The sequence below is a fragment of the Streptomyces hundungensis genome (genome assembly GCF_003627815.1).
GTDB lineage: Bacteria > Actinomycetota > Actinomycetes > Streptomycetales > Streptomycetaceae > Streptomyces > Streptomyces hundungensis_A.
On the sequence record NZ_CP032698.1, the window covers coordinates 2,080,133 to 2,106,371 of the forward strand.

The 26,239-nt window shown below is 70.2% G+C and carries 17 protein-coding genes; 6 read left to right on the plus strand and 11 right to left on the minus strand.

Annotation, left to right across the window (positions count from 1 at the left end; all coding sequences use genetic code 11):
• Positions 1-132: 132 nt before the first annotated feature.
• From DWB77_RS09250 to ngcE, 4 genes are all read right to left on the minus strand, one after another.
• Positions 133-1,332, minus strand: a complete 1,200-nt coding sequence (locus tag DWB77_RS09250; RefSeq protein ID WP_120720788.1) for an ROK family transcriptional regulator — start codon at positions 1,330-1,332, stop codon at positions 133-135.
• 226 nt (positions 1,333-1,558) lie between these two features.
• Positions 1,559-2,470, minus strand: coding sequence for a carbohydrate ABC transporter permease (locus tag DWB77_RS09255; protein ID WP_120720789.1), 912 nt, complete (start codon positions 2,468-2,470; stop codon positions 1,559-1,561).
• Positions 2,471-2,480: 10 nt separating this feature from the next.
• Positions 2,481-3,407, minus strand: a complete 927-nt coding sequence (locus DWB77_RS09260; RefSeq protein ID WP_120720790.1) for a carbohydrate ABC transporter permease — start codon at positions 3,405-3,407, stop codon at positions 2,481-2,483.
• A 45-nt stretch (positions 3,408-3,452) separates the two neighbouring features.
• The gene (ngcE, locus tag DWB77_RS09265; protein ID WP_120720791.1) at positions 3,453-4,877 is read right to left on the minus strand and encodes an N-acetylglucosamine/diacetylchitobiose ABC transporter substrate-binding protein; all 1,425 of its coding nucleotides are present in this window, start codon (positions 4,875-4,877) and stop codon (positions 3,453-3,455) included.
• Between the two features lie 483 nt (positions 4,878-5,360).
• Here ngcE and DWB77_RS09270 point away from each other — a divergent pair, with 483 nt between their 5' ends.
• Both DWB77_RS09270 and DWB77_RS09275 read left to right on the plus strand, forming a co-directional pair.
• Entirely contained in the window at positions 5,361-9,191 is a 3,831-nt protein-coding gene (locus DWB77_RS09270) for a GH92 family glycosyl hydrolase (protein WP_120720792.1), read from the plus strand.
• Between the two features lie 169 nt (positions 9,192-9,360).
• On the plus strand, positions 9,361-10,299 hold the full coding sequence (locus DWB77_RS09275) for an FG-GAP repeat domain-containing protein (RefSeq protein ID WP_162952482.1): 939 nt from the start codon (positions 9,361-9,363) through the stop codon (positions 10,297-10,299).
• A 117-nt stretch (positions 10,300-10,416) separates the two neighbouring features.
• Here DWB77_RS09275 and DWB77_RS09280 read toward each other — a convergent pair whose 3' ends face one another.
• Positions 10,417-13,212 carry an aconitate hydratase gene (locus DWB77_RS09280; RefSeq protein ID WP_120727574.1) on the minus strand — a complete coding sequence of 932 codons (2,796 nt, stop codon included), beginning with the start codon at positions 13,210-13,212 and terminating at the stop codon, positions 10,417-10,419.
• Positions 13,213-13,623: 411 nt separating this feature from the next.
• On the opposite strand from DWB77_RS09280, the gene DWB77_RS09285 reads away from it, so the two are divergent.
• Positions 13,624-15,150, plus strand: coding sequence for a helix-turn-helix domain-containing protein (locus DWB77_RS09285; RefSeq protein ID WP_120720793.1), 1,527 nt, complete (start codon positions 13,624-13,626; stop codon positions 15,148-15,150).
• On the opposite strand, the gene DWB77_RS09290 is transcribed toward DWB77_RS09285, so the two are convergent.
• The 3 genes from DWB77_RS09290 to DWB77_RS09300 are packed head-to-tail and all read right to left on the minus strand — an operon-like array spanning position 15,147 to position 18,057.
• The gene (locus DWB77_RS09290; RefSeq protein ID WP_342777938.1) at positions 15,147-16,130 is read right to left on the minus strand and encodes an ornithine cyclodeaminase family protein; all 984 of its coding nucleotides are present in this window, start codon (positions 16,128-16,130) and stop codon (positions 15,147-15,149) included. The two genes, DWB77_RS09285 and DWB77_RS09290, sit on opposite strands and share 4 nt — an antisense overlap.
• On the minus strand, positions 16,127-17,128 hold the full coding sequence (locus DWB77_RS09295; protein WP_120720794.1) for a proline racemase family protein: 1,002 nt from the start codon (positions 17,126-17,128) through the stop codon (positions 16,127-16,129). Before DWB77_RS09295 ends, DWB77_RS09290 begins: the two co-directional genes overlap by 4 nt.
• A gap of 20 nt (positions 17,129-17,148) precedes the next feature.
• On the minus strand, positions 17,149-18,057 hold the full coding sequence (locus tag DWB77_RS09300; RefSeq protein ID WP_120720795.1) for a dihydrodipicolinate synthase family protein: 909 nt from the start codon (positions 18,055-18,057) through the stop codon (positions 17,149-17,151).
• 248 nt (positions 18,058-18,305) lie between these two features.
• On the opposite strand from DWB77_RS09300, the gene DWB77_RS09305 reads away from it, so the two are divergent.
• Positions 18,306-19,673 (plus strand): aminopeptidase P family protein, encoded by a 1,368-nt coding sequence (locus DWB77_RS09305; RefSeq protein WP_120720796.1) that lies wholly within the window; start codon positions 18,306-18,308, stop codon positions 19,671-19,673.
• Between the two features lie 100 nt (positions 19,674-19,773).
• Here the strand turns inward: DWB77_RS09305 and DWB77_RS09310 are convergent, their stop codons facing one another.
• On the minus strand, positions 19,774-20,172 hold the full coding sequence (locus tag DWB77_RS09310) for a RidA family protein (RefSeq protein ID WP_120720797.1): 399 nt from the start codon (positions 20,170-20,172) through the stop codon (positions 19,774-19,776).
• Positions 20,169-21,278, minus strand: coding sequence for an acyl-CoA dehydrogenase family protein (locus tag DWB77_RS09315; protein ID WP_120720798.1), 1,110 nt, complete (start codon positions 21,276-21,278; stop codon positions 20,169-20,171). Before DWB77_RS09315 ends, DWB77_RS09310 begins: the two co-directional genes overlap by 4 nt.
• Positions 21,279-21,390: 112 nt before the next feature.
• Here DWB77_RS09315 and DWB77_RS09320 point away from each other — a divergent pair, with 112 nt between their 5' ends.
• Both DWB77_RS09320 and DWB77_RS09325 read left to right on the plus strand, forming a co-directional pair.
• Positions 21,391-23,007, plus strand: coding sequence for an AMP-binding protein (locus tag DWB77_RS09320; protein WP_120720799.1), 1,617 nt, complete (start codon positions 21,391-21,393; stop codon positions 23,005-23,007).
• A 4-nt stretch (positions 23,008-23,011) separates the two neighbouring features.
• On the plus strand, positions 23,012-23,908 hold the full coding sequence (locus DWB77_RS09325; protein WP_120720800.1) for a PaaX family transcriptional regulator: 897 nt from the start codon (positions 23,012-23,014) through the stop codon (positions 23,906-23,908).
• A gap of 31 nt (positions 23,909-23,939) precedes the next feature.
• On the opposite strand, the gene DWB77_RS09330 is transcribed toward DWB77_RS09325, so the two are convergent.
• Positions 23,940-26,237, minus strand: a complete 2,298-nt coding sequence (locus tag DWB77_RS09330) for a bifunctional salicylyl-CoA 5-hydroxylase/oxidoreductase (protein WP_162952746.1) — start codon at positions 26,235-26,237, stop codon at positions 23,940-23,942.
• Between the last annotated feature and the right edge of the window lie 2 nt (positions 26,238-26,239).

A 26,239-nucleotide genomic window follows, 5' to 3' on the forward strand; every position in this document is an offset into this window, starting at 1 on the left:
TTCGTGTTCACTTCAGAAACCTCCCTGACGAGGCCGCGACAGTGCGGCCGAGGTGGCTGGAAGTCAACTCGGCGTTAAGCCCATCGTCAAGGAGTAAATCCTTAACGAGATGACAACGGTGCCATCCGTTATCTAAGTGAAGGCAGGCGCCGAGGCGGGAAGTGCACTGTCCAACAGGGTCGAATCGCCCATTTCACTCAGCACGAGAGCGAGCGCGCCCAGCACTTCGGCCCGGCCGCCCAGCGCCCCGGGAAGAACCGACAACTGCCGTGCGGCGCTGGGGATCGCGTACCGCGACACCGAGTCCCTGATCGGCCCCAGAACGAGCTCGCCGGCCTCCGCGAGGTCGCCGCCGAGGACCACCCGGCTGGGGTTGAGGAGGTTGCACAGATTGGCCACGCCGCTGCCGATGTGGCGTCCGACGTCCGCGATCACCCGACGACATCCCGGGTCACCCGCGCGGGCCATTTGGACCACACGCTCCATCGTCAGGTCGGCGCCGTGGCTGGATTGCAACAGCGGCAGCACATAGCGGGCCGCGGTGAAGGTCTCCAGGCAGCCGCGGTTGCCGCAGCGGCACACCGGGCCCGACTCGTCCAGGGTGATGTGCCCGATCTCGCCCGCGGTGCCGCCGGGCCCGCGGTAGATCTGCCCGTCTATCACCAGGCCGGCGCCCACACCGCTGGCGACCTTGATGTACGCCAGGTCCCGCACCCCGCGCCCGGCGCCCCACACCAGCTCGCCGAGGGCGCCCAGGTTGGCGTCGTTGTCGACGTACACCGGCACGCCCAGGCGCCCGGAGAGCTCCTCGCTGGGGTTGATGCCGGTCCAGCCCGGCAGGATCGAGGTGGAGCCGAGCGTGCCGGACTCCACATCGATGGGTCCCGGCACGCCGAGACCCACCCCGATGACCTTGTCCTGGCCGATGCCGGTGGCCGCGATCAGGCGCTTGACCAGCTCCTCGGCCCGGCCGAAGCCCTGCGCGGAGGAGGCGTCGACATCGAGCGGCTCGGACTCCTCGGCGAGCACCTGGTGGGCCAGGTTGCCGACCGCGACCCGCAGGTGCGTATGGCCGAAATCGACCCCGATCACGATGCCCGCCGAGCCGCTGAGCGAGACGCTGCGGGCCCTGCGGCCGCCGGCCGAGGTGGGGGTGACCTCGACGGTCCCGCCGTCCTTCAGCTCACGGACGATGTTGGAGACGGTGGCCGCGGACAGACCCGTCGTCCTGGCGATCTCGGCCTGGGTGAGCGAGCCCGCCATGCGCACGGCGCGTACGACCCGCTCAAGGTTGGCCCGGTGCAGTGACGTCTGCGACCCCGGAGTCTCCATCGACTCATCCACTCCCGCCGTAGGCGGACGGCACGACGGCCGCCCCCACACGGAGCCGCAGCAATGAGGCCCCGTCTTATCTCCAACATGTGAACCCTAAGCTCAGCCTTCTGGGTGGTCTCCCGTCAAGACCTGAGCAGACGCGGAGCGGATCGGGGAACGCGCGACCGCCCGTGGGCGCGGGGCCCACGGGCGGTCGGGGGAAGAAGGCGGAGGCGGAGACCGGCTACTTGAGGGCTCCCGCCGTCAGGCCCGCCTGGACCTGCTTCTGGAAGACGATGTAGACGGCGAGCACGGGCAGCATCGCGATCGAGAGCCCCGCGAAAAGCGCTCCCCAGTCGCCCTGGTAGCCCTGCTGCACGGCGAGGTCCGCGAGCCCCTGGGTGAGCACCCAGTTCTTGGTGTCGCCCTGGTTGAGCACCAGGGGCAGCAGGTACTGGTTCCACTGGCCGAGCACGTTGAAGATGCCGATGCTGATGATGCCGGGCTTGGCCATCGGCAGCATGATCTGGAAGAACGTGCGGGTGTGCGAGGCCCCGTCGATGAGCGCGGCCTCGGCGACGGTGGTCGGCAGCGTCCGGAAGAACGCCGTCATGAAGAAGACCGTGAACGGCAGCGAGTACGCGATGTAGATGAGGATCAGGCCGGGCAGCGTGTTCAGGATGCCCAGGTTCTTGGTGACGAAGAACAGCGGCACGAGGACCATCACCACGGGGAACGCCATGCCGCCGACGAACAGGAAGTAGATGAACCTGTTGCCGGGGAACTCGAAGCGGGCCAGCACATAGGCCGCCATCGAGCCGAGCAGCATCGTGCCGGCGGTCGAAAGCCCCACCACGAAGGCCGTGTTGATGAAGTACTGGCCGATGTTGGCCTTGCTCCAGGCCCGCGACCAGTTCTCGAAGTGGAGCTCACCGGGGAGCGCCCAGGGGTGGGTGAGGATGTCGCCGGAGGTCTTGAACGAGCTCCACAGCGCCCACAGCAGGGGGACGCCCACCATGAGCGCCCAGACCAGGAGGAACACATGGGAGAAGGCGTTGAGCACGCCCCCCTCGCTGCTGCGCCACTTCCAGCGGGCGGCGCTGGTGGCGGGGGCGGTGGTCTGCTCGCCGTCCACCGGCAGGGTTTCGGTCGTCATCGCGCCATCCCTAGAATTCGATGCGCTCGCGGCGCGAGAGCCGCATGCTGAGAACGGCGAACACCAGGGTCACGATCAGCATCGCGACACCCATGGCGGCGGCCATTCCGTACTGGCTGTTGTCCCGGAACGCCGTCTTGTACAGGAGCAGCGGGACCACGTCGGTGGACTCGTCGGGGCCGCCGACGTTCACGGACATCAGCTGTACGTAGATGAACGCGTCCATCGCGATGATGCCCATGTAGACCCAGGCGGTGGCCACCGTGTCCCGCAGCAGCGGCAGGGTGATCCGGAAGAACGTCTTGACCCGCGAGGCGCCGTCCAGGAGGGCCGCCTCGTAGATCTCGCCCGGGATGGAGGCCATGCCGGCCGAGAACAGGACGACGTAGAAACCGACGTTCGCCCACACCATCACGACCATGATGCAGATCAGCGCGATGCTGGAATCGCCGAGCCAGGACTGCTGGAGCGAGCCCAGACCGACGCTGGAGAGAAGGGAGTTGAGCATTCCGTTCTCGGGGTCGGGATTGTAGATCTGCTGCCACAGGATCGCGATGATCGTGATCGAGAGGACCTGCGGGAAGAAGAAGATCACCTTGTAGAGGCCCGAGCCCCGTACGCCGGCGACCCCCGCAGAACCCCTGCGACGGCCGCCGACATTCAGCATGAAGGCGAAGAAGAGACCGAAGGCCAGCGTGACGACCGGCACGAAGAGCAACAGAAGGACGTTGTGCCACAACGCCTTCCAGAACAGGTCGTTGTGGATCAGCTTCTGATAGTTGTCCAACCCGATGAAATTCTTCTCGGGGGTCAGTCCGCTCCAGCTCGTCAGCGAAATCTGGAAGTCCTGGAGGAAGGGCGAGATCACGAGGACCCCGTACAGCGCCAGGGGAATTGCCAGGAATCCGATGATGAACCGGTACTTGCCGTGTCGCATGTCGCCGGTCGCTCTCGTCTCAGCCAGTGGGGTTAAGCGGCCTCGTCAGAGGTGCTTGAACTTCGGGACGGAGGAGTCCTTCTTGGTGTCGTCCGCCGCCTTCTGGGCGCGGTCGATCCACTCGGTCGCCTTGATCTTGCCGCTGAGCAGGTCCAGGGTGAGGTTGCCGATGGTCTCGTTGTTCAGCTTCTTGTACCAGTCCTGGAGCCGGGAGTTGAGGACGTTGGGGCCCGCCGCCTTCAGCGCGGCGTTCGCCGAGGTCAGGCCCGGGGTCAGGGAGAGGCCGTCGGCGGCGCCCTGGACGCAGGTCAGCGACTTGATGGCGTTGGTGAAGTTGGAGGTCTGCTTCTTGCTGAGCATGATGCGCAGCAGCTCCATGCCGCCCGTGGGGTTCTTGCCGTCCTTGGCGACGATGAAGGGCTCGCCGGCCGCCGCGTACAGGGCGCCGAAGGGCAGCTTGTCGTTCGGGCCGGAGCCGATGAGGGAGCCGACCGCGAGGTCGAAGTCCTTCGGCATGGTGGGCGCGGCCTCGTTCTCCACCCAGGAGCCGTCGGAGACCATCGCGGCGCGGCCCTGCGTCCAGGCGGTCTGCATCTGGATGTGGGTCATGCCCTCGGAGCCCTGGAGGAAGTAGCCCTGGCCGGCCAGCTCCTCGTAGTACGCGATGACCTCCTTGACCGCGTCGGTCTTGAAGGCGCCGTCGTCGAGGTTGTCGATCGCGTTGAGGGCTTCCTTGCCGCCGACCTTGCCGATCTGGTGCAGCAGGTCGAAGTGGACGTAGTACGGGTACTTGCCCGGGTAGGTGAACGGCGCGATGCCCGCGGCCTTGATCTTCTTGCAGAGCGCCAGCATGTCCGAGAAGGTCTGGGGGTAGGTCCAGCCCTTCTCCTTGAACAGCTTGTTGGAGTAGAAGGTGCCGTAGACGGTGAACGCGTAGTTGAACGCGTACATCTCCTTGGAGCCGAACTGGCCCTGCTCGACGGTGCCGGCGATCAGGACGTCGCGGACCTTCTTCGAGGGGTCGTCGATGGTCGGCGCGTCCAGGAGCGGGGTGAGGTCCTGGAGCTTGCCGGTCTTGGCGAGGGCCGCGGTGTCGAGGTTGTCGGCACCGGAGTTGTCCATGAAGTCCGGCGGGCTGCTGCTGGCGAACCGCGGCTGGAGCTTGGGGCCGATGGCCTGGGTGCCGGTGTGCTTGACCGTGATGCCGTACTTGGCGTTGTAGTCGGCCTCGGCGGACTTGATGTAGTCGTCGCCGAAGCCGCCCTTGAAGACGAACGCCTCAAGGGCGGTGCCCTTGTTGACGCCCAGCGGATTGTCCGCCGACTTGGTGCCCTGAGAACTGGGCTTCTTGGTGGTGTCACCGCTGTCGGAACTGGCACACGCGCTCAGAAGCGACGTCGCCGGCACTGCCAGCAGGCCGATTGCCATGGCCCGCTTGAGTGCGTCACGACGGTTGATCTCGGATCCCATGCTCAAGTCCTCGCCTTCTCCAGGACTCATGCGGTGCAGCGGAATCCGCCGACGCCCGCGAACAGTTGAAGCGTGAGTGATGCCGTACATCCATCGCGGAGGCTGCCCGGCCCCGGGCCGACCGGCCCGCACGCGGTTCCCCCGCCCGCGTTCAGCGGGTTGCCCGGACGCCGACAGGTATAGTCCACTTCCCGTCAACTGAGCAAGATCGAAAGCACGGTTGGCCGACAGTCTTTCCCGAGTTGAGACCTCGGCGATGTATTCGTTGGTACGTACCAATGGGGAGGGGCTGCTCCTTTTGACGCGCATTACACACCTTGACGACTGCATTGCCGCGCCGATTCAAGCCACGCATTCCTTCCCAACACCCTTGACACCACGCCGCACTTGCCGCGCTACTGGATCCTGCGTTTTCTCTCTGACAACGTTGTCCACCTCGCATCTGCCGGTCGACACCGGCGCGCGCCGAAGGAAAGGGCCAGCATGCTGCCCAGATCCCGGTACCGACGAGGACCGGCGGCCGTCCTTGCCGCCGCCTCGTTCCTGCTCGTAGTGACGACCCAGTGGGCGGTGGGGACGCCGTCCGCGACCGCCCAACCGGCCCAGCACGGCGGCCGGTTCAGCACCTCCTTCGAGACCGGCGAGCCCCAGCCGGAGTGGGCCAATACCGTAGAGAGGGACCGGGCCGGAACCAAGCGGTCCTCGGGGGTCGACGGCGCCTTCAGCAGTGGCATACCGGGCAATGTGACGGACCGGGTCACCGATGTCCGGGCCAGCGCCGAGAACACCGACGGCGGGGAGGTGAAGGAGAACCTCGTCGACGGCCAGCCGAGCACCAAATGGCTCGCCTTCCAGCCGACGGCCTGGCTGGAATTCGATCTCTCCGAACCGGTGAAGATCCTCGCCTACGCGTTGACGTCGGCCAACGACGCGCCCGAACGCGACCCCAGGGACTGGACGCTGAAGGGGTCGGCGGACGGCAAGGACTGGAGGACCCTGGACAGCCGTGCGGGCCAGAGCTTCAAGAGCCGCTTCCAGACCACGACGTACGACATCGTCAACACCACCGCCTACGCGCACTACCGCCTGGAGATCACCGCCAACGGCGGCGCCCCGATCACCCAGCTCGGCGACCTCCAGTTCTCCAACGGCGACACCACCACGCCCACCCCGCCGGACATGCTGACCGCGCCCGACCGGGGTCCCGGCGGCTCCCCCACCGCCAAGGCCAACGCGGGCTTCACCGGGAAGCGCGCGCTGCGCTACGCCGGCACCCACACGGCCAAGGGCCGGGCCTACTCGTACAACAAGGTCTTCGACGTCGATCTGCCGGTGACCCGGGACACCGAACTCGACTACAAGATCTTCCCGTCGATGACGGAGACCGACCTCACCTACCCCGCCACCCATGTGGCCGTCGACCTCGCCTTCACCGACGGCACCTATCTGAGTGACCTCAAGGCGCTCGACGCGCACGGCGGGCGGCTCGACCCGCAGGGGCAGGGCGCCGCCAAGACGCTCTACGTCAACCAGTGGAACCAGGTCTCCTCGGTGATCGGCACGGTCGCCGCCGGCCGGACGGTGGACCGGATCCTGGTGGCGTACGACTCCCCCCAGGGCCCCGCCGCGTTCCAGGGCTGGATCGACGACCTCACCATCGCGCCGAAGAAGCCCGCCAAGCCGCTCGCGCACCTCTCCGACTACGCGCTCACCACTCGCGGCACCAACTCCAGCGGCTCCTTCTCGCGCGGCAACAACTTCCCCGCGACCGCGGTCCCCAACGGGTTCAACTTCTGGACCCCGGTCACCAACGCCGGATCGCAGGACTGGCTGTACGACTACGCGCGGCGCAACAACGCCGACAACCTGCCCACCCTCCAGGCCTTCAGCGCCAGCCACGAACCGAGCCCGTGGATGGGCGACCGGCAGACCTTCCAGGTGATGCCGTCGGCGGCGGCCGGCACCCCCGACGCCTCCCGCACCGCCCGCGCGCTGCCCTTCCGCCACGAGCGGGAGACCGCCAGGCCGTACTACTACGGGGTGACCTTCGAGAACGGCCTCACCACCGAGATCACACCCACCGACCACGCGGCGATGATGCGGTTCACCTATCCCGGTGACGACGCGAGCCTGATCCTCGACAACGTCACCAACCAGGGCGGCCTCATCCTGGACGCGGCCACGCGTTCCTTCACCGGCTACTCCGACGTCAAGAGCGGTCTGTCCGCAGGCGCCGGGAGGCTCTTCGTGTACGGCGTCTTCGACGCGCCCGTCACCGCGAGCGGCAAGCTGCCGGGCGGTGGCGGCGCCGACGTCACCGGCTACGCGCGCTTCAAGCCCGGCAAGGACCACACGGTCACGCTGCGGCTCGCGACCTCGCTGATCAGCGTGAACCAGGCGAAGGCGAACCTGGCCGCCGAGATCCCGGCGAAGGCCCGCTTCGAGACGGTCCGGGACCAGGCGCGCCAGGCCTGGGACAGGATCCTCGGCCGCATCGAGGTCGAGGGCGCCTCGCAGGAGCAGCTGACCACCTTGTACTCCTCGCTGTACCGGCTCTACCTGTACCCCAACTCCGGCTTCGAGAAGGTCGGTTCGAAGAACCGGTACGCCAGCCCGTTCTCGCCGAAGACCGGCGAGGACACCCCCACGCACACCGGGTCGAAGGTCGTCGACGGCACGGTCTACGTCAACAACGGGTTCTGGGACACCTACCGCACGACCTGGCCCGCCTACTCGCTCTTCACCCCGAAGAAGGCCGGCGAGATGGTCGACGGCTTCGTCCAGCAGTACAAGGACGGCGGCTGGATCTCGCGCTGGTCCTCGCCCGGCTACGCCGACCTGATGACCGGCACCAGCTCCGACGTGGCCTTCGCGGACGCCTATGTGAAGGGCGTGAAGTTCGACGCGGAGGCCGCCTATGAGGCGGCCCTGAAGAACGCGACGGTCGCCCCGCCGTCCTCGGGGGTGGGCCGCAAGGGCATGGACACCTCCCCCTTCCTCGGCTACGCGCCGACCTCCACGCCCGAGGGCCTGTCCTGGTCGATGGAGGGATACGTCAACGACTACGGCCTCGCGAAGATGGGCCAGGCGTTGTACGAGAAGACGAAGAAGCCCCGCTACAAGGAGGAGTCGGCGTACTTCCTGGGCCGGGCCCAGAACTACGTGAAGCTCTTCGACAGCAAGGCGGGCTTCTTCCAGGGCAAGGACGCGGCCGGCCAATGGCGCGTGGACAGCGCGAAGTTCGACCCGCGCGTCTGGGGTTACGACTACACCGAGACCGACGGCTGGGGCTATGCCTTCACCGCCCCGCAGGACTCCCGGGGCCTGGCCAACCTGTACGGCGGCCGGGCAGGCCTCGCCCAGAAGCTGGATGCCTACTTCTCGACGCCGGAGACCGCCTCACCCGAGTTCGCCGGTTCGTACGGCAGCGTCATCCACGAGATGACCGAGGCGCGTGATGTGCGGATGGGCCAGTACGGCCACTCCAACCAGGTCGCGCACCACGTCACGTACATGTACGACGCGGCGGGCCGGCCGGACAAGGCGCAGGAGAAGATCCGCGAGGTCCTGCGCCGGCTGTACAACGGCAGCGAGATCGGGCAGGGCTACCACGGCGACGAGGACAACGGCGAGCAGTCGGCCTGGTTCGTGTTCTCGGCGCTCGGCTTCTACCCGCTGGTCATGGGCGGCGGTGAGTACGCCATCGGCTCGCCCCTGTTCACCAAGGCGACCGTCCATCTGGAGAACGGCCGCGATCTGGTGGTGAAGGCGCCGAAGAACAGCGTCTCCAACGTCTATGTGCAGTCCCTGAAGGTCAACGGGAAGGCGTGGAACTCCACGGCGCTCCCGCACGACCTGCTGGCGCGGGGCGGCACCCTCGACTTCACCATGGGTGCCAAGCCCTCGTCGTGGGGCACCGCGAAGAACGCGGCGCCGGTCTCCATAGCCCAGGACGACAAGGTGCCCGCTCCCCCGGCCGACGCGATCACCGGTTCCGGCCCGCTGTTCGACAACTCCTCGGCGACGTCGGGCGAGTTCACGACGGTGGAACTGCCGGTGGCGGGCGCCCCCCGCGCGCTCCAGTACACCCTCACCTCCGGTGACCACGCCAAGGCGCCGACGTCCTGGACGCTTCAAAGCTCCGCCGACGGCACGACGTGGAAGGACCTCGACCGCCGGACCGACGACCGCTTCACCTGGGACCACCAGACCAGGGTGTTCTCCGTGCGGGCCCCCGGCTCGTATCCGCACTACCGGTTGGTGAGCGGGAGCGGAGGCGGTGCGACCCTCGCGGAGGTCGAGCTGCTCTCCTGAACGGCCGCGGATACCGGGGGATTTCACCCGGGCAAAGCTCATCTTTCCCGGTATTCGGACGAGTGCAGCTGTAAGGATGCGGTGAAAGCAGCGCGGTGGGGTGTCGTACGGCTCATGGGTCGTACGGCGCCCCGTCCGCGCTTTCGCCACCGCAAGTCAGGAGCACTACGTGGCCACACTCAACGGCGGTAGGAGCGGCAAGGTGTTGTCCCGCCTCGCCGTGGCGGCGATAGCCGCAGCTCTTCTCGGCGCGAGCGCCGGTGCGGCCTCGGCCGTCGGCGTCTACCCGGGCCATATGCCGACGGCCCCGCGCAACGCGCCGAAGGCGGCGGCGCTCGCCGTAGCCGCCCCGGCGGCGGCCAACGCCGCCGACCCGGTCTTCCCGATGCTGGGCGTCGACGGCGCGAACACCGGCTGGATCTACGGCCCGAACGGCAGCGGCGGCCTGACCAGCCGTGAGGAGGTCGACGGCACCTTCCCCGCCCTGGCCAACGACGCCTTCGTCGACAACGACGCCAACGGCTACATCGACGGCGAATGGCAGTGGGACACCAACGGGAACCTGGTGTTCTATCCGAGCGCCACCCCCGCCACCGGCAAGGCGATCGGCGGCGGCTGGAACATCTACGACACGGTGCTCTCGCCGGGCAACCTCGGCGGCGCACCGGGCTATGACCTCATCGCGCGCGACAAGACGGGCGTGCTGTGGCTGTACCTCGGCTACGGGGACGGCACCATGACCGGCCGCATCAAGGTGGGCGCCGGCTGGGAGGCCTACACCCAACTCGCCGGCAAGGGCGACCTGGACGGCGACGGCAAGCCCGACATCGTCGCCCGGGACACGGCGGGCGTGCTGTGGTTCTACAAGGGCACGGGCAGCTACACGGCTCCCTTCGCGCCCCGCACCAGGATCGGCTCCGGCTGGAACATGTTCAACAAGCTGCTCTCCAGCGGCGATGTGGACCTGGACGGCAGGACCGACCTCATCGCCCGGGACACCGGCGGCGGCCTGTGGCTGTACAAGGGCACCGGCCAGGCCGCCGCCCCGTACCAGCCGCGCGTCCAGATCGGCACCGACTACTCCGTCTACCGCCTGATGACGTCCTGAGGCGTCAGCGGCGTCCCTGACTTCGGCGCCATGCGGAGTCCCGGCGCGCAAGCGGCAGGGCCGCACCCCCTGGAAGGGAGTGCGGCCCTGTCGTCGTTCCCGCTGCCGGGCCCGTCCCTACTTGCGGATCAGGCTGCGCAGCACGTACTGCATGATGCCGCCGTTGCGGTAGTAGTCCGCCTCGCCGGGGGTGTCGATGCGGACGACCGCGTCGAACTCGACGCCGGTGTCGGTGGTGACCTTCACCGTGCGCGGGGTGGTGCCGTCGTTGAGGACGGTCACGCCGGTGAAGGAGAAGGTCTCCTCGCCGGTCAGGCCGAGCGAGGAAGCGGTCGCGCCCTCGGGGAACTGGAGCGGAAGGACGCCCATGCCGATGAGGTTCGAGCGGTGGATGCGCTCGTAGGACTCGGCGATGACGGCCTTGACGCCGAGCAGCGCGGTGCCCTTGGCGGCCCAGTCGCGGGACGAGCCCGAGCCGTACTCCTTGCCCGCCAGGATGACCAGCGGGACGCCGGCGGCCTGGTAGTTCTGAGAGGCGTCGTAGATGAAGGAGACCGGGCCGTCGGCCTGGGTGAAGTCGCGGGTGAAGCCGCCCTCGGTGCCCGGCGCGATCTGGTTGCGCAGGCGGATGTTGGCGAAGGTGCCGCGGATCATGACCTCGTGGTTGCCTCGGCGCGAGCCGTAGGAGTTGAAGTCGCGACGCTCGACGCCGTGCTCGGTGAGGTACTTGCCGGCCGGGGTGTCAGCCTTGATCGCACCGGCCGGGGAGATGTGGTCGGTGGTGACCGAGTCGCCCAGCTTGGCGAGGACGCGGGCGCCCTCGATGTCGGATACCGGGGTGGTCTCCATCGTCATGCCCTCGAAGTAGGGGGGCTTACGGACGTAGGTGGACTCGGTGTCCCACTCGAAGGTGTTGCCGGTCGGGATCGACAGCGACTGCCACTGCGCGTCACCCGCGAAGACGTCCTGGTAGGACTTGTTGAACATGTCCTCGCCGATGGCGTTGGCCACGACGTCGTTGACCTCGGCCTCGGTGGGCCAGATGTCCTTGAGGAAGACCGGGTTGCCCTCGGTGTCGGTGCCGATCGCCTCGGTGGTGATGTCGACCTTCATCGAACCGGCGATGGCGTACGCGACGACCAGCGGCGGGGACGCCAGGTAGTTCATCTTGACGTCGGGGTTGATCCGGCCCTCGAAGTTGCGGTTGCCGGAGAGCACCGAGGTGACCGCGAGGTCGTGCTCGTTGATCGCCTTCGAGATCTCCTCGTCCAGCGGACCGGAGTTGCCGATGCAGGTGGTGCAGCCGTACCCGACGAGGTTGAAGCCCATCTTGTCGAGGTAGGGGGTGAGACCGGCCTTGTCGAAGTAGTCGGTGACGACCTTCGAGCCCGGGGCGAGCGTGGTCTTGACCCACGGCTTGCGGGTCAGGCCCTTGTCGACGGCCTTCTTCGCGACGAGGGCCGCGGCGACCATGACGTACGGGTTCGAGGTGTTGGTGCACGACGTGATGGCCGCGACGGTGACCGCGCCGTGGTCGATCTCGAAGGTGGTGCCGTCGGCGGCGGTGACCGTGACCGGGTTCGCCGGGACGGTGGCGCCGGTGCCCTCGGCGTGCTGCGGGGCGCCCGCGCCGTTCTCCTGGCTGCCGTAGGCCGGGGCGTCGGAGGCCGGGAAGGACTCGTCGCTCGCCTCGTCCACCGGGGAGGCGGCGGTGCCGGCCTGGGCGGTGGGCACCTCGACGTAGTTGAGGACGTCCTTGGCGAACTGCTCGGCGGCGTTGGCGAGGACGATGCGGTCCTGCGGGCGCTTCGGGCCGGCGATGGAGGGGACGACCGTGGAGAGGTCGAGCTCCAGCTTCTCGGAGAAGTCGGGCTCGGCGGCCGGGTCCAGCCAGAGGCCCTGCTCCTTGGCGTACGCCTCGACGAGCGCGACCTGCTGGGCGTCGCGGCCGGTCAGGCGCAGGTACTTCAGGGTCTCGTCGTCGATCGGGAAGATCGCGGCGGTGGAGCCGAACTCCGGCGACATGTTGCCGATGGTGGCGCGGTTGGCGAGGCTCGTGGCCGCCACACCCTCGCCGTAGAACTCGACGAACTTGCCGACGACACCGTGCTTGCGCAGCATCTCGGTGATCGTCAGCACGAGGTCGGTGGCGGTGGTGCCCGCGTTCAGCTCACCGGTCAGCTTGAAGCCGACGACGCGCGGGATGAGCATCGAGACCGGCTGGCCCAGCATCGCGGCCTCGGCCTCGATGCCGCCGACGCCCCAGCCGAGCACGCCGAGGCCGTTGACCATGGTGGTGTGCGAGTCGGTGCCGACCAGGGTGTCCGGGTAGGCCTGGCCGTTGCGGACCATGACCGTACGGGCGAGGTGCTCGATGTTGACCTGGTGGACGATGCCGGTGCCCGGCGGGACGACCTTGAAGTCGTCGAAGGCGGTCTGGCCCCAGCGCAGGAACTGGTAGCGCTCCTTGTTGCGGCCGTACTCCAGCTCGACGTTCTGCGCGAACGCGTCCTTGGTGCCGAACTTGTCGGCGATGACGGAGTGGTCGATGACCAGCTCGGCCGGGGAGAGCGGGTTGACCTTCGCCGGGTCGCCGCCGAGCTCCTTGACGGCCTCACGCATGGTGGCGAGGTCCACGACACAGGGCACACCGGTGAAGTCCTGCATGATCACGCGGGCCGGCGTGAACTGGATCTCCTCGCTGGGCTGGGCCTGGGAGTCCCAGTTGCCGAGCGACCGGATGTGGTCGGCGGTGATGTTCGCGCCGTCCTCGGTGCGGAGCAGGTTCTCCAGGAGAACCTTCAGGCTGTAAGGGAGGCGCGCGGAGCCCTCGACCTTGTCCAGCTTGAAGATCTCGTACGACTCGTCGCCCACGCGCAGCGTGCTGCGGGCGTCGAAGCTGTTCGCCGACACGACAGTCTCCTTCATTGATGTGCGCGTTCCACCACAATCCTGCCGCCACGACGTGTTGTCGATCCGCTGAGGTAAGGCTAAGTTAGGTAACCCTTACCGAGCGTCGGCTGCGGTGCGCCTCGGTAGATATCTCGATGTCGAGATAACTCTAGTACATGGCCGCCGGTAGGTCATGCGCGGGCGGCGGCATCGGGCCGCCGGGCGCCCCCTTCGTGGCGCACGACACGCTCATCTCCACCACCCACTCTGGGGGCACCCGACACACCCGGCATGCGGAGGGTGCGCGACTCGGATGGAGTCGTTCCGTTTGCGGCCCCCGTACGGAAGTCGCACGATCGGAATTGACGGTTCATCACCCCGTTGGCCCCCTTGGGCGCGAGCGTCATCTCATATCTGAGATAACCTGCCCCTATGGCAGACGACTACCTCGTACGCATCGGCAAGCTCATCCGTGACGCCCGGCAGCACCGGGGCTGGACACAGACGCAGTTGGCCGAGGCTCTGGGCACCAGCCAGAGCGCCGTGAACCGCATCGAGCGCGGGAACCAGAACATCAGCCTTGAGATGATCGCGCGCATCGGGGAAGCGCTCGACAGCGAAATCGTCTCGCTCGGCTACGCGGGCCCCATGCATCTGCGGGTCGTGGGCGGCCGCCGGCTCTCGGGCTCCATCGACGTCAAGACGAGCAAGAACGCCTGTGTCGCGCTGCTCTGCGGCTCGCTGCTCAACAAGGGCCGCACCGTGCTGCGCCGGGTGGCCCGCATCGAAGAGGTCTACCGGCTCCTGGAGGTCCTCAACTCCATTGGTGTACGCACCCGTTGGATCAACGAGGGCACCGACCTGGAGATCGTGCCGCCGGCCGAGCTCGACCTCGACGCGATGGACGCGACGGCCGCCCGCCGCACCCGCTCCATCATCATGTTCCTCGGCCCGCTGCTGCACCGCATGGACCGCTTCCGGCTCCCCTACGCCGGCGGCTGCGACCTCGGCACCCGCACCATCGAGCCGCACATGATCGCGCTGCGCCGGTTCGGCCTGGACATCACGGCCACCGAGGGGATCTACCACGCGGAGGTGGCGCGCACCGCGCCCGACCGCCCGATCGTGCTGACCGAGCGCGGCGACACCGTGACCGAGAACGCGCTGCTGGCCGCCGCCCGCAACGACGGCGTCACCGTCATCCGCAACGCCTCCTCCAACTACATGGTCCAGGACCTGTGCTTCTTCCTGGAGGCGCTGGGCGTCCGGGTCGAGGGGATCGGCACCACCACCCTGACCGTGCACGGCATCGCCGACATCGACGTCGACGTCGACTACTCCCCTTCCGAGGACCCGGTCGAGGCGATGAGCCTGCTGGCCGCGGCCGTCGTCACCGAGTCCGAGCTGACGATCCGCCGGGTCCCGGTGGAGTTCCTGGAGATCGAGCTCGCGGTCCTGGAGGAGATGGGCCTGGACCACGACCGCACCGCCGAGTACCCGGCCGACAACGGCCGCACCCGGCTGATCGACCTCACGGTGCGCCCCTCCAAGCTGGAGGCGCCCATCGACAAGATCCACCCGATGCCGTTCCCCGGCCTGAACATCGACAACGTGCCGTTCTTCGCGGCGATCGCGGCGGCGGCGCAGGGCAAGACGCTCATCCACGACTGGGTGTACGACAACCGCGCGATCTACCTCACCGACCTCAACCGGCTCGGCGGGCGCCTCCAACTCCTCGACCCGCACCGCGTCCTGGTCGAGGGCCCCACCCGCTGGCGCGCCGCCGAGATGATGTGTCCCCCGGCCCTGCGCCCCGCCGTGGTGGTCCTGCTCGCCATGATGGCGGCGGAAGGCACCTCGGTGCTGCGCAATGTGTATGTCATCAACCGCGGTTACGAGGATCTCGCCGAGCGGCTCAACTCGGTGGGCGCGCAGATCGAGATCTTCCGGGACATCTAGGACTGCCGCCGCGCCCGGCCCGTCCCGCCCGGAACCGACAGGTCCGGGCGGGCGCTCCGGGCGCCGGCGAGAGCCGCGTGCGCCGCTCCCGCCACGACCAGGTCCTGCCACGCCATGCCCACGCTCTTGAAGAGCCTGGGCCGGTCGGCCGGTGGGCGCGCGCCCTCGCCCACCAGCGCGGCGAGGGTGCCGGTGATGTCCGACTCGGTGATCACGCCGTCGGCCAGGGGGATCAGGAGGTCACCGGCCTCGCGCAGGGCGGCCGTGCGGGCCTCCACCCACAGCGAGGAGCGGCGCACGAGTTCCGAGTCCGTTTCGCGCACGGTCGGCTGGTGCGAGCCGACCGCGACGACCGTGGCGTGGGCGGGGACCCGGCGGCCCTCGAAGAGGGGCTCGTGGGCGGTGGTGCAGCAGATGACGAGGTCGGCGAAGGACACATCGGCGGGGCTTCCGGTGCGGGCTTCGAGGCCGAGTTCGCGGGCGTAGGTCACCAGCCGCTCGGCCCGGGCCGCGCTGCGTGACACCACCGTGGCGTGGGTCAACTCCCTTGTGTCGAGGGCCGATTCGAGGTGGGCGTACGCCTGGGGGCCGGCTCCGAACAGGACCAGGCGGGACGTGTCCGGTTCGGCGAGCGCGTCGATCGCGAGGGCCGAGACGGCCGCGGTGCGCAGCGTGGTCAGCGCGGCCGCGTCGAGCATCGCGAGCGGGAGCAGCGTCGGGCCGTCCAAAAGAAGGTAGCCGCCGGTGATGCGGGGCAGCCCGCGGGCCGGGTTGGCGGGCGCGACACCCGCCACCTTCACTCCGGCATATGTCGCGGAGGCGGCCGGCATGACGAGCAACTCCCCTGCCGGTACGGGGATGTTGGAGCGTCGCGGGCACTGTTCAGGGTCGAGGCCCGCCCGCAGGGCCCCGGCCAGCGCCTCGACCGCCGCGGCCGGGGTCAGCAGCGCCGCGAGATCGTCGGCGCCCAGGTGGATCACAGCAGGAAGCCTTCCGGGAAGGGGTCCGAGGGGTTCAGGAAGTACTGGGCGGTGCCGGTGATCCAGGCCCGCCCGGTGACCGTGGGCACGACCGCGGGGAGCGGGCCGACCGTGGTCTCGCGGATGAGCCGGCCGGTGAACTCCGTACCGATGAACGACTCGTTGACGAAGTCGCGGTGGAGCGGGAGGTCGCCGCGGGCGTGCAGCTGGGCCATGCGCGCGGAGGTGCCGGTGCCGCACGGGGAGCGGTCGAACCAGCCCGGGTGGATCGCCATGGCGTGGCGCGAGCGCGTGGCGTCGGAGCCGGGCGCCGCGAGGTAGACGTGCTTGACCCCGGTGATCTCCGGGTTCTCGGGGTGCGCGGGCGGCTCGCAGGCGTTGATGGCGTCCATGATGGCGAGCCCCGCCCCGAGCAGTTCGTCCTTGTGGTCGCGGGCGAACGGCAGGCCCAGCGCGTCGAGTTCGACGAAGGCGTAGAAGTTGCCTCCGTACGCCAGGTCGTAGGTGACCGTGCCGAGGCCGGGCACGGTCACCTTGCGGTCGAGGCCGAGGCAGAACGCCGGGACGTTGGTCAGGGTCACCGAGCGGGCCTCGCCGTCCTCGACCCGTACGTCCACGCTCACCAGTCCGGCCGGGGTGTCGAGGCGGACGGTGGTGACGGGCTCGGTGACCGGGACCATGCCGGTCTCCACCAGCACCGTGGCGACCCCGATCGTGCCGTGTCCGCACATCGGCAGCAGCCCGGACACCTCGATGTAGAGGACGCCGTAGTCGGCGTCCGGCCGGGTGGGGGGCTGGAGGATCGCCCCGCTCATCGCGGCGTGGCCGCGCGGCTCGTACATCAGGAGCGTACGGATGTGGTCGAGGTGTTCCAGGAAGTACAGCCGCCGCTCGGCCATGGTGGCGCCGGGAATGACACCGAGGCCGCCGGTGATGACGCGGGTCGGCATGCCCTCGGTGTGCGAGTCGACCGCGTGGTAGACGTGTCGGGTCCGCATGGGTTCGCCTTTCTCCAGGGCTACTTGTGGCCTTCGGCGAGCGCCTTCTCGGTGGCGGCGCGCACCACCGCCTCCTGGTCGGCGGTGAGCGGCTGGCGAGGTGGCCGCACGGGCCCGCCGGGGCGGCCCGCCAGGTCCATGGAGACCTTGATGGCCTGGATGAACTCGGTCTTGGAGTCCCAGCGCAGCAGCGGGTGCAGCGCGCGGTACAGGGGGAGGGCGGTGGTGAGGTCGCCCTCGACGGCCGCGTGGTAGAGCTGGGCGCAGGCGGCGGGCAGCGCGTTGGGATAGCCGGCGATCCAGCCGACCGCGCCCGCCAGTGCCAACTCCAGCAGCACGTCGTCCGCGCCCGCCAACAGGTCCAGTTCCGGGGCGAGTTCGGCGATCTCGTAGGCCCGGCGCACATCGCCGCTGAACTCCTTGACCGCCACGATGCTGCCGTCGGCGTACAGCTGGGCCAGCAGCGCGGGCGTGAGGTCGACCTTGGTGTCGTAGGGGTTGTTGTAGGCGACGACGGGCAGGCCCGCCTTGGCGACCTCCGCGTAGTGGGCCCGTACCGAACGCTCGTCGGCGCGGTAGGCGTTCGGGGGGAGCAGCAGGACGGAGCCCGCGCCCGCGTCGGCGGCCTGCTCGGCCCAGCGGCGGGACTCGGTGCTGCCGTACGCGGCGACGCCCACCATCACGCGCTCGCCGTCGCCCGCCGCCTCGACGGCGGTGGTCACGACGCGGGCGCGCTCCTCGTCGGACAGGGTCTGGTACTCGCCGAGCGAGCCGTTGGGCACGACACCGTCGCTGCCGCTGTCGATCAGCCAGCGCACGTGCTGGGCGTAGGAGGTGAAGTCGACGGAAAGGTCGGAGCGCAGGGGCAGCGCGGTCGCGACGAGGATTCCGTGCCAGGGCCGCAGGCGCCGGGGTGCTGAGGATGTCATGGTCGAACTCCCTAGTGTGGTGTGTGACATTTTACTGAGCCGGAGGCGTCGCCCACAAGAGTCCCGACGCCCATCCCCTCGATCGCCGCTCCGGGGGCGCCACTTGGGCTCCCCTACCCGCTCGATGAGGGCTGTGAGATGTGACCCGTGACAGAGTAATGTGAAATTGTACTGGCGCTCACGGCACGCCGCCCACCGCGCGGCCCCGGCGCGCCCACCCCTCATCCATCCCCACCCCGGGAGACCCGATGGCCGAGCGCCCCGCACGCCCCAACACCGGCAGCCACGACCTTCCCATCGGCCCCGAACTCGCCGCCTTCATGAGCGGCGACTGGGCCCCCACCCCGCTGCCCGGCGACACCCGGGTGCCCGGCTTCGAGGTCACCCCGCACCGGCGGGCGCGGCTCTCCGCCCGTTTTCCGGGCGAGCGCCTGATCGTGCCCGCGGGCGAGTTGCGCATCCGCTCCAACGACTGCGACCACCGCTTCCGGCCGCACAGCGCCTACGCCTGGCTGACCGGCCTCACCGGCGAGGACCAGCCCGGCCACGTACTGGTCCTCGAACCGTCCGGCTCGGGCCACGAGGCGGTGCTGTACGTACGGCCCCGCTCGCCACGGGCCGGCGGCGACGACGAGTTCTACCGGGACCGCCGGTACGGCGAGTTCTGGGTGGGCCGGCGTCCCGACCTCGCCGAGACCGAGCGCCTGACCGGTTTGCGCTGCGCCCATGTGGACGGCCTGACCCCACTGCCGCCCGGCCGCAACGCCGCCGACGACCACGAACTCGCCTCTGTGCTCAGCGAGTTGAGGCTGGTCAAGGACGTCTGGGAGGTGGCCCAGCTCCAGTTGGCCGTCGACCACACGGTCGCCGGTTTCGAGGACGTCGTCCGCGCCCTGCCCCGCGCCCTTGCCCACGCCCGGGGCGAGCGCCTGCTCGAAGGCGTCTTCGGGACACGGGCCCGCGCCGAGGGCAACGGCACCGGATACGAGACGATCGCCGCTTCGGGGGCGCACGCCTGCGTACTGCACTGGATCCGCAACGACGGCCGGCTCGACCCCGAGAACTTGCTGCTCCTGGACGCGGGCGTCGAGACGGACACCCTGTACACCGCCGACATCACCCGCACGCTCCCGCTGTCCGGGCGCTTCTCCCCCGTGCAGCGCCAGGTGTACGAGCTGGTCCTGGCCGCGCAGGACGCGGGCATCGCCGCGCTGCGGCCGGGCGCGGCCTTCCGCGACTTCCACCGGGCCGCGATGGCGGTGATCGCGGAGGGTCTCGCCGAGTGGGGCGTCCTCAAGAGCGCGTCGGGTGAACTGCACCGGCGCTACACCCTGTGCGGCAGCGGGCACATGCTCGGCCTCGACGTCCACGACTGCGCGAAGGCGCGCGGCGAGACCTATCTGGACGGCGTGCTGGAGGCCGGCCAGGTCCTCACGGTCGAGCCGGGTCTCTACCTCCAGCCGGACGACGAGACCCTGCCTCCCGAACTGCGCGGCATAGGCGTCCGCATCGAGGACGACCTGGTGATCACGGAGACCGGGGCCCGGCTGATGTCGGGCGCGCTGCCCAGGTCGGTGGCCGGGGTGGAGGAGTGGATGGGCGAGCTGCTCGCCTGAGGGGGCGGGGCCGCGCTGCTCGCCTGAGGAGGCGGGGCCCCGCCGCTCGCCTGAGGGCGCGGGGCCCCGCTGCTCGTCCGGACGGGCCGAGGGGCCGCGCTCAGTCCAGGACCGCGAAGCCGTCCAGTTCGACCAGGGCCTCGCTGTCCCAGAGGCGGACCGCGCCGATCACGGCCATCGCCGGATAGTCGCGCCCGGCCAACTCCCGCCAGATGGCGCCCAGTTCAGCGGCGCGGGCGCGGTAGTCGGCGACGTCCGTCGCGTACACGGTGACCCGGGCGAGATCACCGGGGCCGCCCCCCGCCGCGGCCAGCGCCGCGAGGAGGTTGGTCAGCGCGGTGCGGAACTGCTCGGGCAGGGTGGCGCCGACCACCGTGCCGTCGGGGTCGAGCGCGGTCTGCCCGGCGAGGAACACCAGGCGCGAGCCGGTGGCGACGACGGCGTGGCTGAAGCCGCGCGCCGGGGACAGCTCGGCGGGGTTCACTCGGTCGAGGCTCACCGGTACAGCTCCTTCGCGATGATCGTGCGCTGCACTTCGCTCGCACCTTCGTAGATGCGGGGCGCGCGGACGTCACGGTAGAGGTGTTCGAGGAGGTGGCCGCGTTGCAGCGCGCGGGCGCCGTGCAGCTGGACGGCGGTGTCGACGACGTACTGCGCGGTCTCGGTGGCGAACAGCTTCGCCATGGCGGAGCCCCGTGCGATGCCCGCATCGCCCCGGTCGTGTGCCGCTGCCGCCGCGTACACCAGGAGGCGCGCGGCCTCGGTGCGGGTGGCCATGTCGGCGACCTGGTGGGCGACGGCCTGGAGGTCCTTGAGGGGGCCGCCGAAGGCGGTGCGGGTCGCCGTGTGGGCGAGGGTCGCGTCGAGGGCCGCCTGCGCCATGCCCACCGCGAACGCGCCGACGCTCGGCCGGAACAGGTTGAGCGTGTTCATCGCCACGCCGAAGCCGCGGTCGGGCTCGCCCAGGACGTCGTCCGCGCCGACGGGCACGCCGTCGAAGTCGAGGCTGCCGATGGCGTGCGGCGAGAGCAGATCGAGTGCGGCGCCGCTCAGTCCCGGCCGGTCGGCGGGGACCAGGAAGGCGGTCACCCCCCGGGCGCCCGCGTCCGGTGTCGTCCGGGCGAAGACGGTGTAGAAGTCGGCCTCGGGCGCGTTGGAGATCCAGCACTTCTCACCCGTGAGCCGCCAACCCCCTTGATCCCGGGCGGCCTTGAGGCCGAGGGCCGCCGCGTCCGATCCCGCGTCCGGCTCGCTCAGAGCGAAGGCGGCGATCGCGCGGCCCGCCGTCACTTCGGGCAGCCAGCGCTCGCGCTGGGCCGGTGTCCCGTAGGCGGCGACCGGGTGGGCGCCCAGGCCCTGGAGGGCGAGCGCGGTCTCCGCCTCGGTGCACGCGTACGCCAGTGACTCACGCATCAGGCACAGATCGAGCGCCCCGGAGTCGAAGAGCCGGGCGAGCAGCCCGTGCGCCCCGAGCGCCTCGACGAGTGGCCGGTTGACCCTTCCGGGCGCACCCTGCTCCGCGAGGGGACGCAGCCGCTCCCCGGCGAGCGTCCGCAGGTCGGCGCACCACTCCCGCTGGTCGGGCTCCAGCGCGAATCCGGGCATGGCCCACCCCTCTCCACTCGGCTCGGACGACGGCGGGGACCGCCCTATCGCGAACTGTTGACTGTCGTCATTCAAACGATACGCTCCAGAGGCGACAAGGGGGCGATCCCGTATGGAGCTGAAGACCTCAGCGCACGCCGACACCTTTCCCCGCGACCACCTGCCGCCCACCGACCAGTGGCCGCACCTGGTGCTCGGACCGCCGGGGCCGCACTACCCGGACCGGCTCAACTGCGGGGCCGAACTCCTGGACGCCACCATTGACCGCTTCGGTGCGGACCGCCCCGCGTTCCGCACCGGCGAGGGCGAGATCTGGACCTACCGGGAGCTACGCGACCGGGTCGACAGGATCGCCCATGTCCTGACCGGTGAGCTCGGGGTCGTGCCCGGCAACCGCGTACTGCTGCGCGGCCCGACCACACCGTGGCTGGCCGCCTGCTGGCTGGCCGTGATGAAGGCGGGCGCGGTCGCCGTCACCGTTCTGGCCCAGCAGCGCGCCCATGAACTGGCCGTCATGTGTTCCATCGCGCGCATCAGCCACGCCCTGTGCGACGCCCGGGTCCTGGACGACCTGGAACGGGCCCAGGCGCCGGGTCTGCGCATCACCGCGTACGGCGGGGACGGGCCCGGCGACCTCCTGAACCGGATCGAAGGGGCGCCCGCCGGGCGGTACCCGGCCGTGGCCACCTCCGCGGACGACGTCGCCCTGATCGCGTTCACCTCCGGCACCACGGGCCGCCCCAAGGGGTGCATGCACTTCCATCGCGATGTCCTCGCCATCGCGGACACCTTCGCCGAGCAGATCCTCAAGCCGACGCCCGAGGACCTCTTCGCGGGCAGTCCCCCGCTCGGCTTCACCTTCGGGCTCGGCGGTCTCGTCATCTTCCCGCTGCGGGCCGGCGCCGCCTCCCTGTTGCTCGAACAGGCGGGCCCGCGCCAGTTGTTGCCCGCACTCGCCGAGCACCGCGCGACGGTCCTGTTCACCGCGCCGACCGCCTACCGGACCATGCTGGACGAGCTCGACGGCCACGATCTGAGCGCCCTGCGGCGCTGTGTGTCGGCCGGCGAGAACCTCCCGGCGGCGACCTGGCGGGCCTGGCGCGAGCGCACCGGCCTGCCCATCATCAACGGGATCGGCGCCACCGAACTCCTGCACATCTTCATCGCGGCCGCCGACGACGACATCCGGCCCGGCACCACCGGCCGGCCCGTCCCCGGCTGGCAGGCACGCGTCGTCGACGGCGAGGGACGGCCCGTCCCGGACGGCGAGCCCGGGCTGCTCGCCGTGCGCGGCCCGGTCGGCTGCCGCTATCTCGCCGACGAACGCCAACGCGCCTACGTACGCGACGGCTGGAACCTCACCGGTGACACCTATGTGCGGGAGAGCGACGGCTGGTTCCGGTACGTGGCCCGCGCCGACGACATGATCATCTCGGCGGGGTTCAACATCGCGGGCCCCGAGGTCGAGGACGCGCTGCTGCGCCACCCCGACGTCACGGAGGCCGCGGTGGTGGGCCGGCCCGACGAACGGCGCGGCCATGTCGTCGTCGCCTACTGCGTACTGAGACCGGGGGTGGCGCGCGAGGAGGGGACGGCGGCGCTGCTGCGCGACTTCGTGAAGGCGCGGCTCGTTCCGTACAAGTGCCCGCGCGAGATCGTCTTCCTCGACGCCCTGCCGCGCACCCCCACCGGCAAGCTCCAGCGCTTCCGGCTGCGGGAACTAGAGTGATCGCGTGGCCGAGTTGCACACCCCCCGATCCCTGATCGTCACCCTGTACGGCGCCTATGGGCGTGAGACCTCCGGCTCCCTGGCGGTGGCCGAACTGATCCGGCTGCTCGCGGCGGTCGGCGTCGACGCGCCCTCCGTGCGCTCGTCGGTGTCCCGGCTCAAACGGCGCGGGCTGCTGGAGGCACGGCCCACCGCGGCGGGCGCGGCGGGCTACGCCCTGTCGGCCGACGCCCGCCAGCTGCTGGACGACGGCGACCGGCGCATCTACGCCCATCCCGCTCCCCGGCCCCAGGACGGCTGGGTGCTCGCGGTGTTCTCCGTCCCGGAGTCGGAGCGCAGCAAGCGCCATGTGCTGCGCTCGCGCCTTGCGGGGCTCGGCTTCGGCACGGCGGCGCCCGGAGTGTGGCTCGCCCCGGCCCGGCTCCACGACGAGGCGCGGCACACTCTGGAGCGCCTCCAACTCGCGCCGTACGTCGAGCTGTTCAGGGGTGAGCACCTCGGGTTCGCCCCCACCGCCGAGGCCGTCGCCCGCTGGTGGGACCTGCCCGCCATCGCCAAGCAGCACGAGGACTTCCTCGACCGGCACGAACCGGTGCTGCGGGCCTGGGAGTCGCGGTCGTCCGCCGCGTCCACGGAGGCCGAGGGGGACGCCGAGGCGGGCGCCGAGGGGGATGCCGAGGCCGCCTACCGGGACTACCTCCTCGCTCTCGACTCCTGGCGCCGGCTGCCGTACGCCGACCCCGGTCTGCCCGCCGAGCTCCTCCCCCAGGACTGGCCCGGCGGCCGCTCCGCCGAGGTGTTCGGCCGGCTGCACGGGCTGCTGCGCGACGCGGGCGCCGCGTTCGTACGGGGTGCGCTGCCCGGCACGTCCTCGCGGCCGCCTCGTACGACGACGACGTGACGGTTTTCCGTCACGCCGCCTTGTGGCGCCGTCAGCTCAGCCGCAGGCGGGGCCTCGGGGCGTCCGTGCGGCCCGTCGGCGGTGTGCGGCTGCCCGCGCGGTAGGGCAGCGGCCAGCTCGCCCCGGGACCGCTGTAGCCCTGCTCGGCCGCGGCGTGCAGCGTCCAGTGCGGGTCGTACAGGTGGGGCCGGCCCAGCGCGCACAGGTCGGCGCGGCCCGCGAGGAGCAGCGAGTTGACGTCGTCCCAGGACGAGATGGCGCCCACCGCGACGACGGGAACGCCGAGGGCGTTGCGGATCCGGTCGGCGTACGGGGTCTGGTAGGAGCGGCCGAACTCGGGGCGTTCGTCGGCGACGACCTGGCCGGTGGAGACGTCGATGGCGTCGGCGCCGTGCGCGGCGAAGGCCCGCGCGATCTCGACGGCGTCCTCGGCACTGGTGCCGCCCTCGGCCCAGTCGGTGGCGGAGACGCGGACCGTCATGGGCCGCTCGGCCGGCCAGATTTCGCGTACCGCGTCGAAGACTTCGAGGGGGTAGCGCAGACGGGCGGTGAGGGAACCGCCGTAGCCGTCGGCACGTTGATTGGTGAGGGGGGAGAGGAATCCGGAGAGCAGATAGCCGTGGGCGCAGTGCAGTTCGAGGAGGTCGAAACCGCAGTCGGCGGCCCGGCGGGCCGCGGCGGCGAACTGCTCGCGGATGGCGGTGAGCCCCGCGCGGTCAAGGGCGTGCGGGACCTGGTTGACACCCGGCCGGTACGGGAGCGGGGAGGCGGCGGCAACGGGCCAGTTGCCGGTGTCCAGCGGCTGGTCCATGCCGTCCCACATCAGCTTGGTCGAGCCCTTGCGCCCGGAGTGGCCGAGCTGGACGCCGAAGGCGGTGCCGGGCGCCTGTTGGTGGACGAAGTCCGCGATCCGCCGCCAGGCCGTGGCCTGTTCGGAGGTGTACAGGCCGGCGCAGCCCGGGGTGATCCGGCCTTCGGGGCTGACGCACACCATCTCGGTCATCACCAGACCCGCGCCGCCCAGCGCGCGGGCGCCGAGGTGGACGAGGTGGAAGTCGCCGGGGACGCCGTCGACGGCGGAGTACATGTCCATGGGCGAGACCACCACGCGGTTCCTCAGTTCGAGGCCGCGCAGGCGCAAGGGGGTGAACATGGGCGGGGTGCCGGGCGGGCAGCCGAATTCCCGCTCGACGGCGGAGGTGAAGGCGGGGTCGCGCAGCCGGAGGTTGTCGTGGGTGACCCGACGGCTGCGGGTGAGGAGGTTGAAGGCGAACTGCCGCACGGGCTGGTCGAGATGGTGCTCCAGCTCCTCGAACCAGCGCAGGCTCGCGGCGGCGGCGCGCTGGGTGGAGGCGACGACGGGCCGGCGTTCGTCCTCGTACGCGCCGAGGGCGGTGGGCAGGTCGGGGTGCTCCTCGATGCAGGCGGCCAGGGCCAGGGCGTCCTCGACGGCGAGCTTGGTGCCGGAGCCGATGGAGAAGTGGGCGGTGTGGGCCGCGTCCCCGATCAGCACCGTATTGCCGTACGACCAGCGCTCGTTGACGACCGTGCGGAAGGCGGTCCAGGAGGAGTTGTTGCCGCGCAGGGGCCGTCCGCCGAGGGCGTCCGTGAAGATCTTGGCGCACTGGTCGGCGGAGGCCTGCTCGTCGAGCGCGTCGAATCCGGCGGCCGACCACACCTCCTCCCGCATTTCGACGATGACCGTGGAGGAGTCGGCCGCGTAGGGGTAGCCGTGCAGCTGCATCACCCCGTGGTCGGTCTCGGCGATCTCGAAGCGGAAGGCGTCGAAGGCGAAGTCGGCGGCGAGCCAGATGTAGCGGCAGCGGTGCGAGGTGATGTGCGGCGCGAAGTGGGCGGCGTGCGCCTGGCGGGTGGGGCTGTGCACCCCGTCCGCGGCGACCACCAGGTCGTAGGCGGCGCTGAGTTCGGCGGCGGGCGGGGCCTCGGCGCGAAAGCAGAGCTCGATGCCGAGCGATCGGCACCGCTCGTGCAGGAGCTCGAGGAGCCTGCGTCGGCCGAGGGCGGCGAAGCCGTGTCCGCCGGAGGTGAGGGTGCGCCCCCGGTGCACGATGTCGATGTCGTCCCAGCGGACGAACTCGGCGCGCAGCGCCTGGTAGACGGCGGGGTCGGCGTGCTCGATCCCGCCGAGCGTCTCGTCGGAGAGCACCACTCCGAAGCCGAAGGTGTCATCGGGCGCGTTGCGCTCCCACAGGGTAATGGAGCGGGCCGGGTCGAGCCGCTTGAGCAGGGCCGCGGCGTACAGCCCGCCGGGGCCGCCCCCGATGACGGCGATCCGCAGCGGGGCGCGCCCGGCGTCCGGGGCCGGCATCG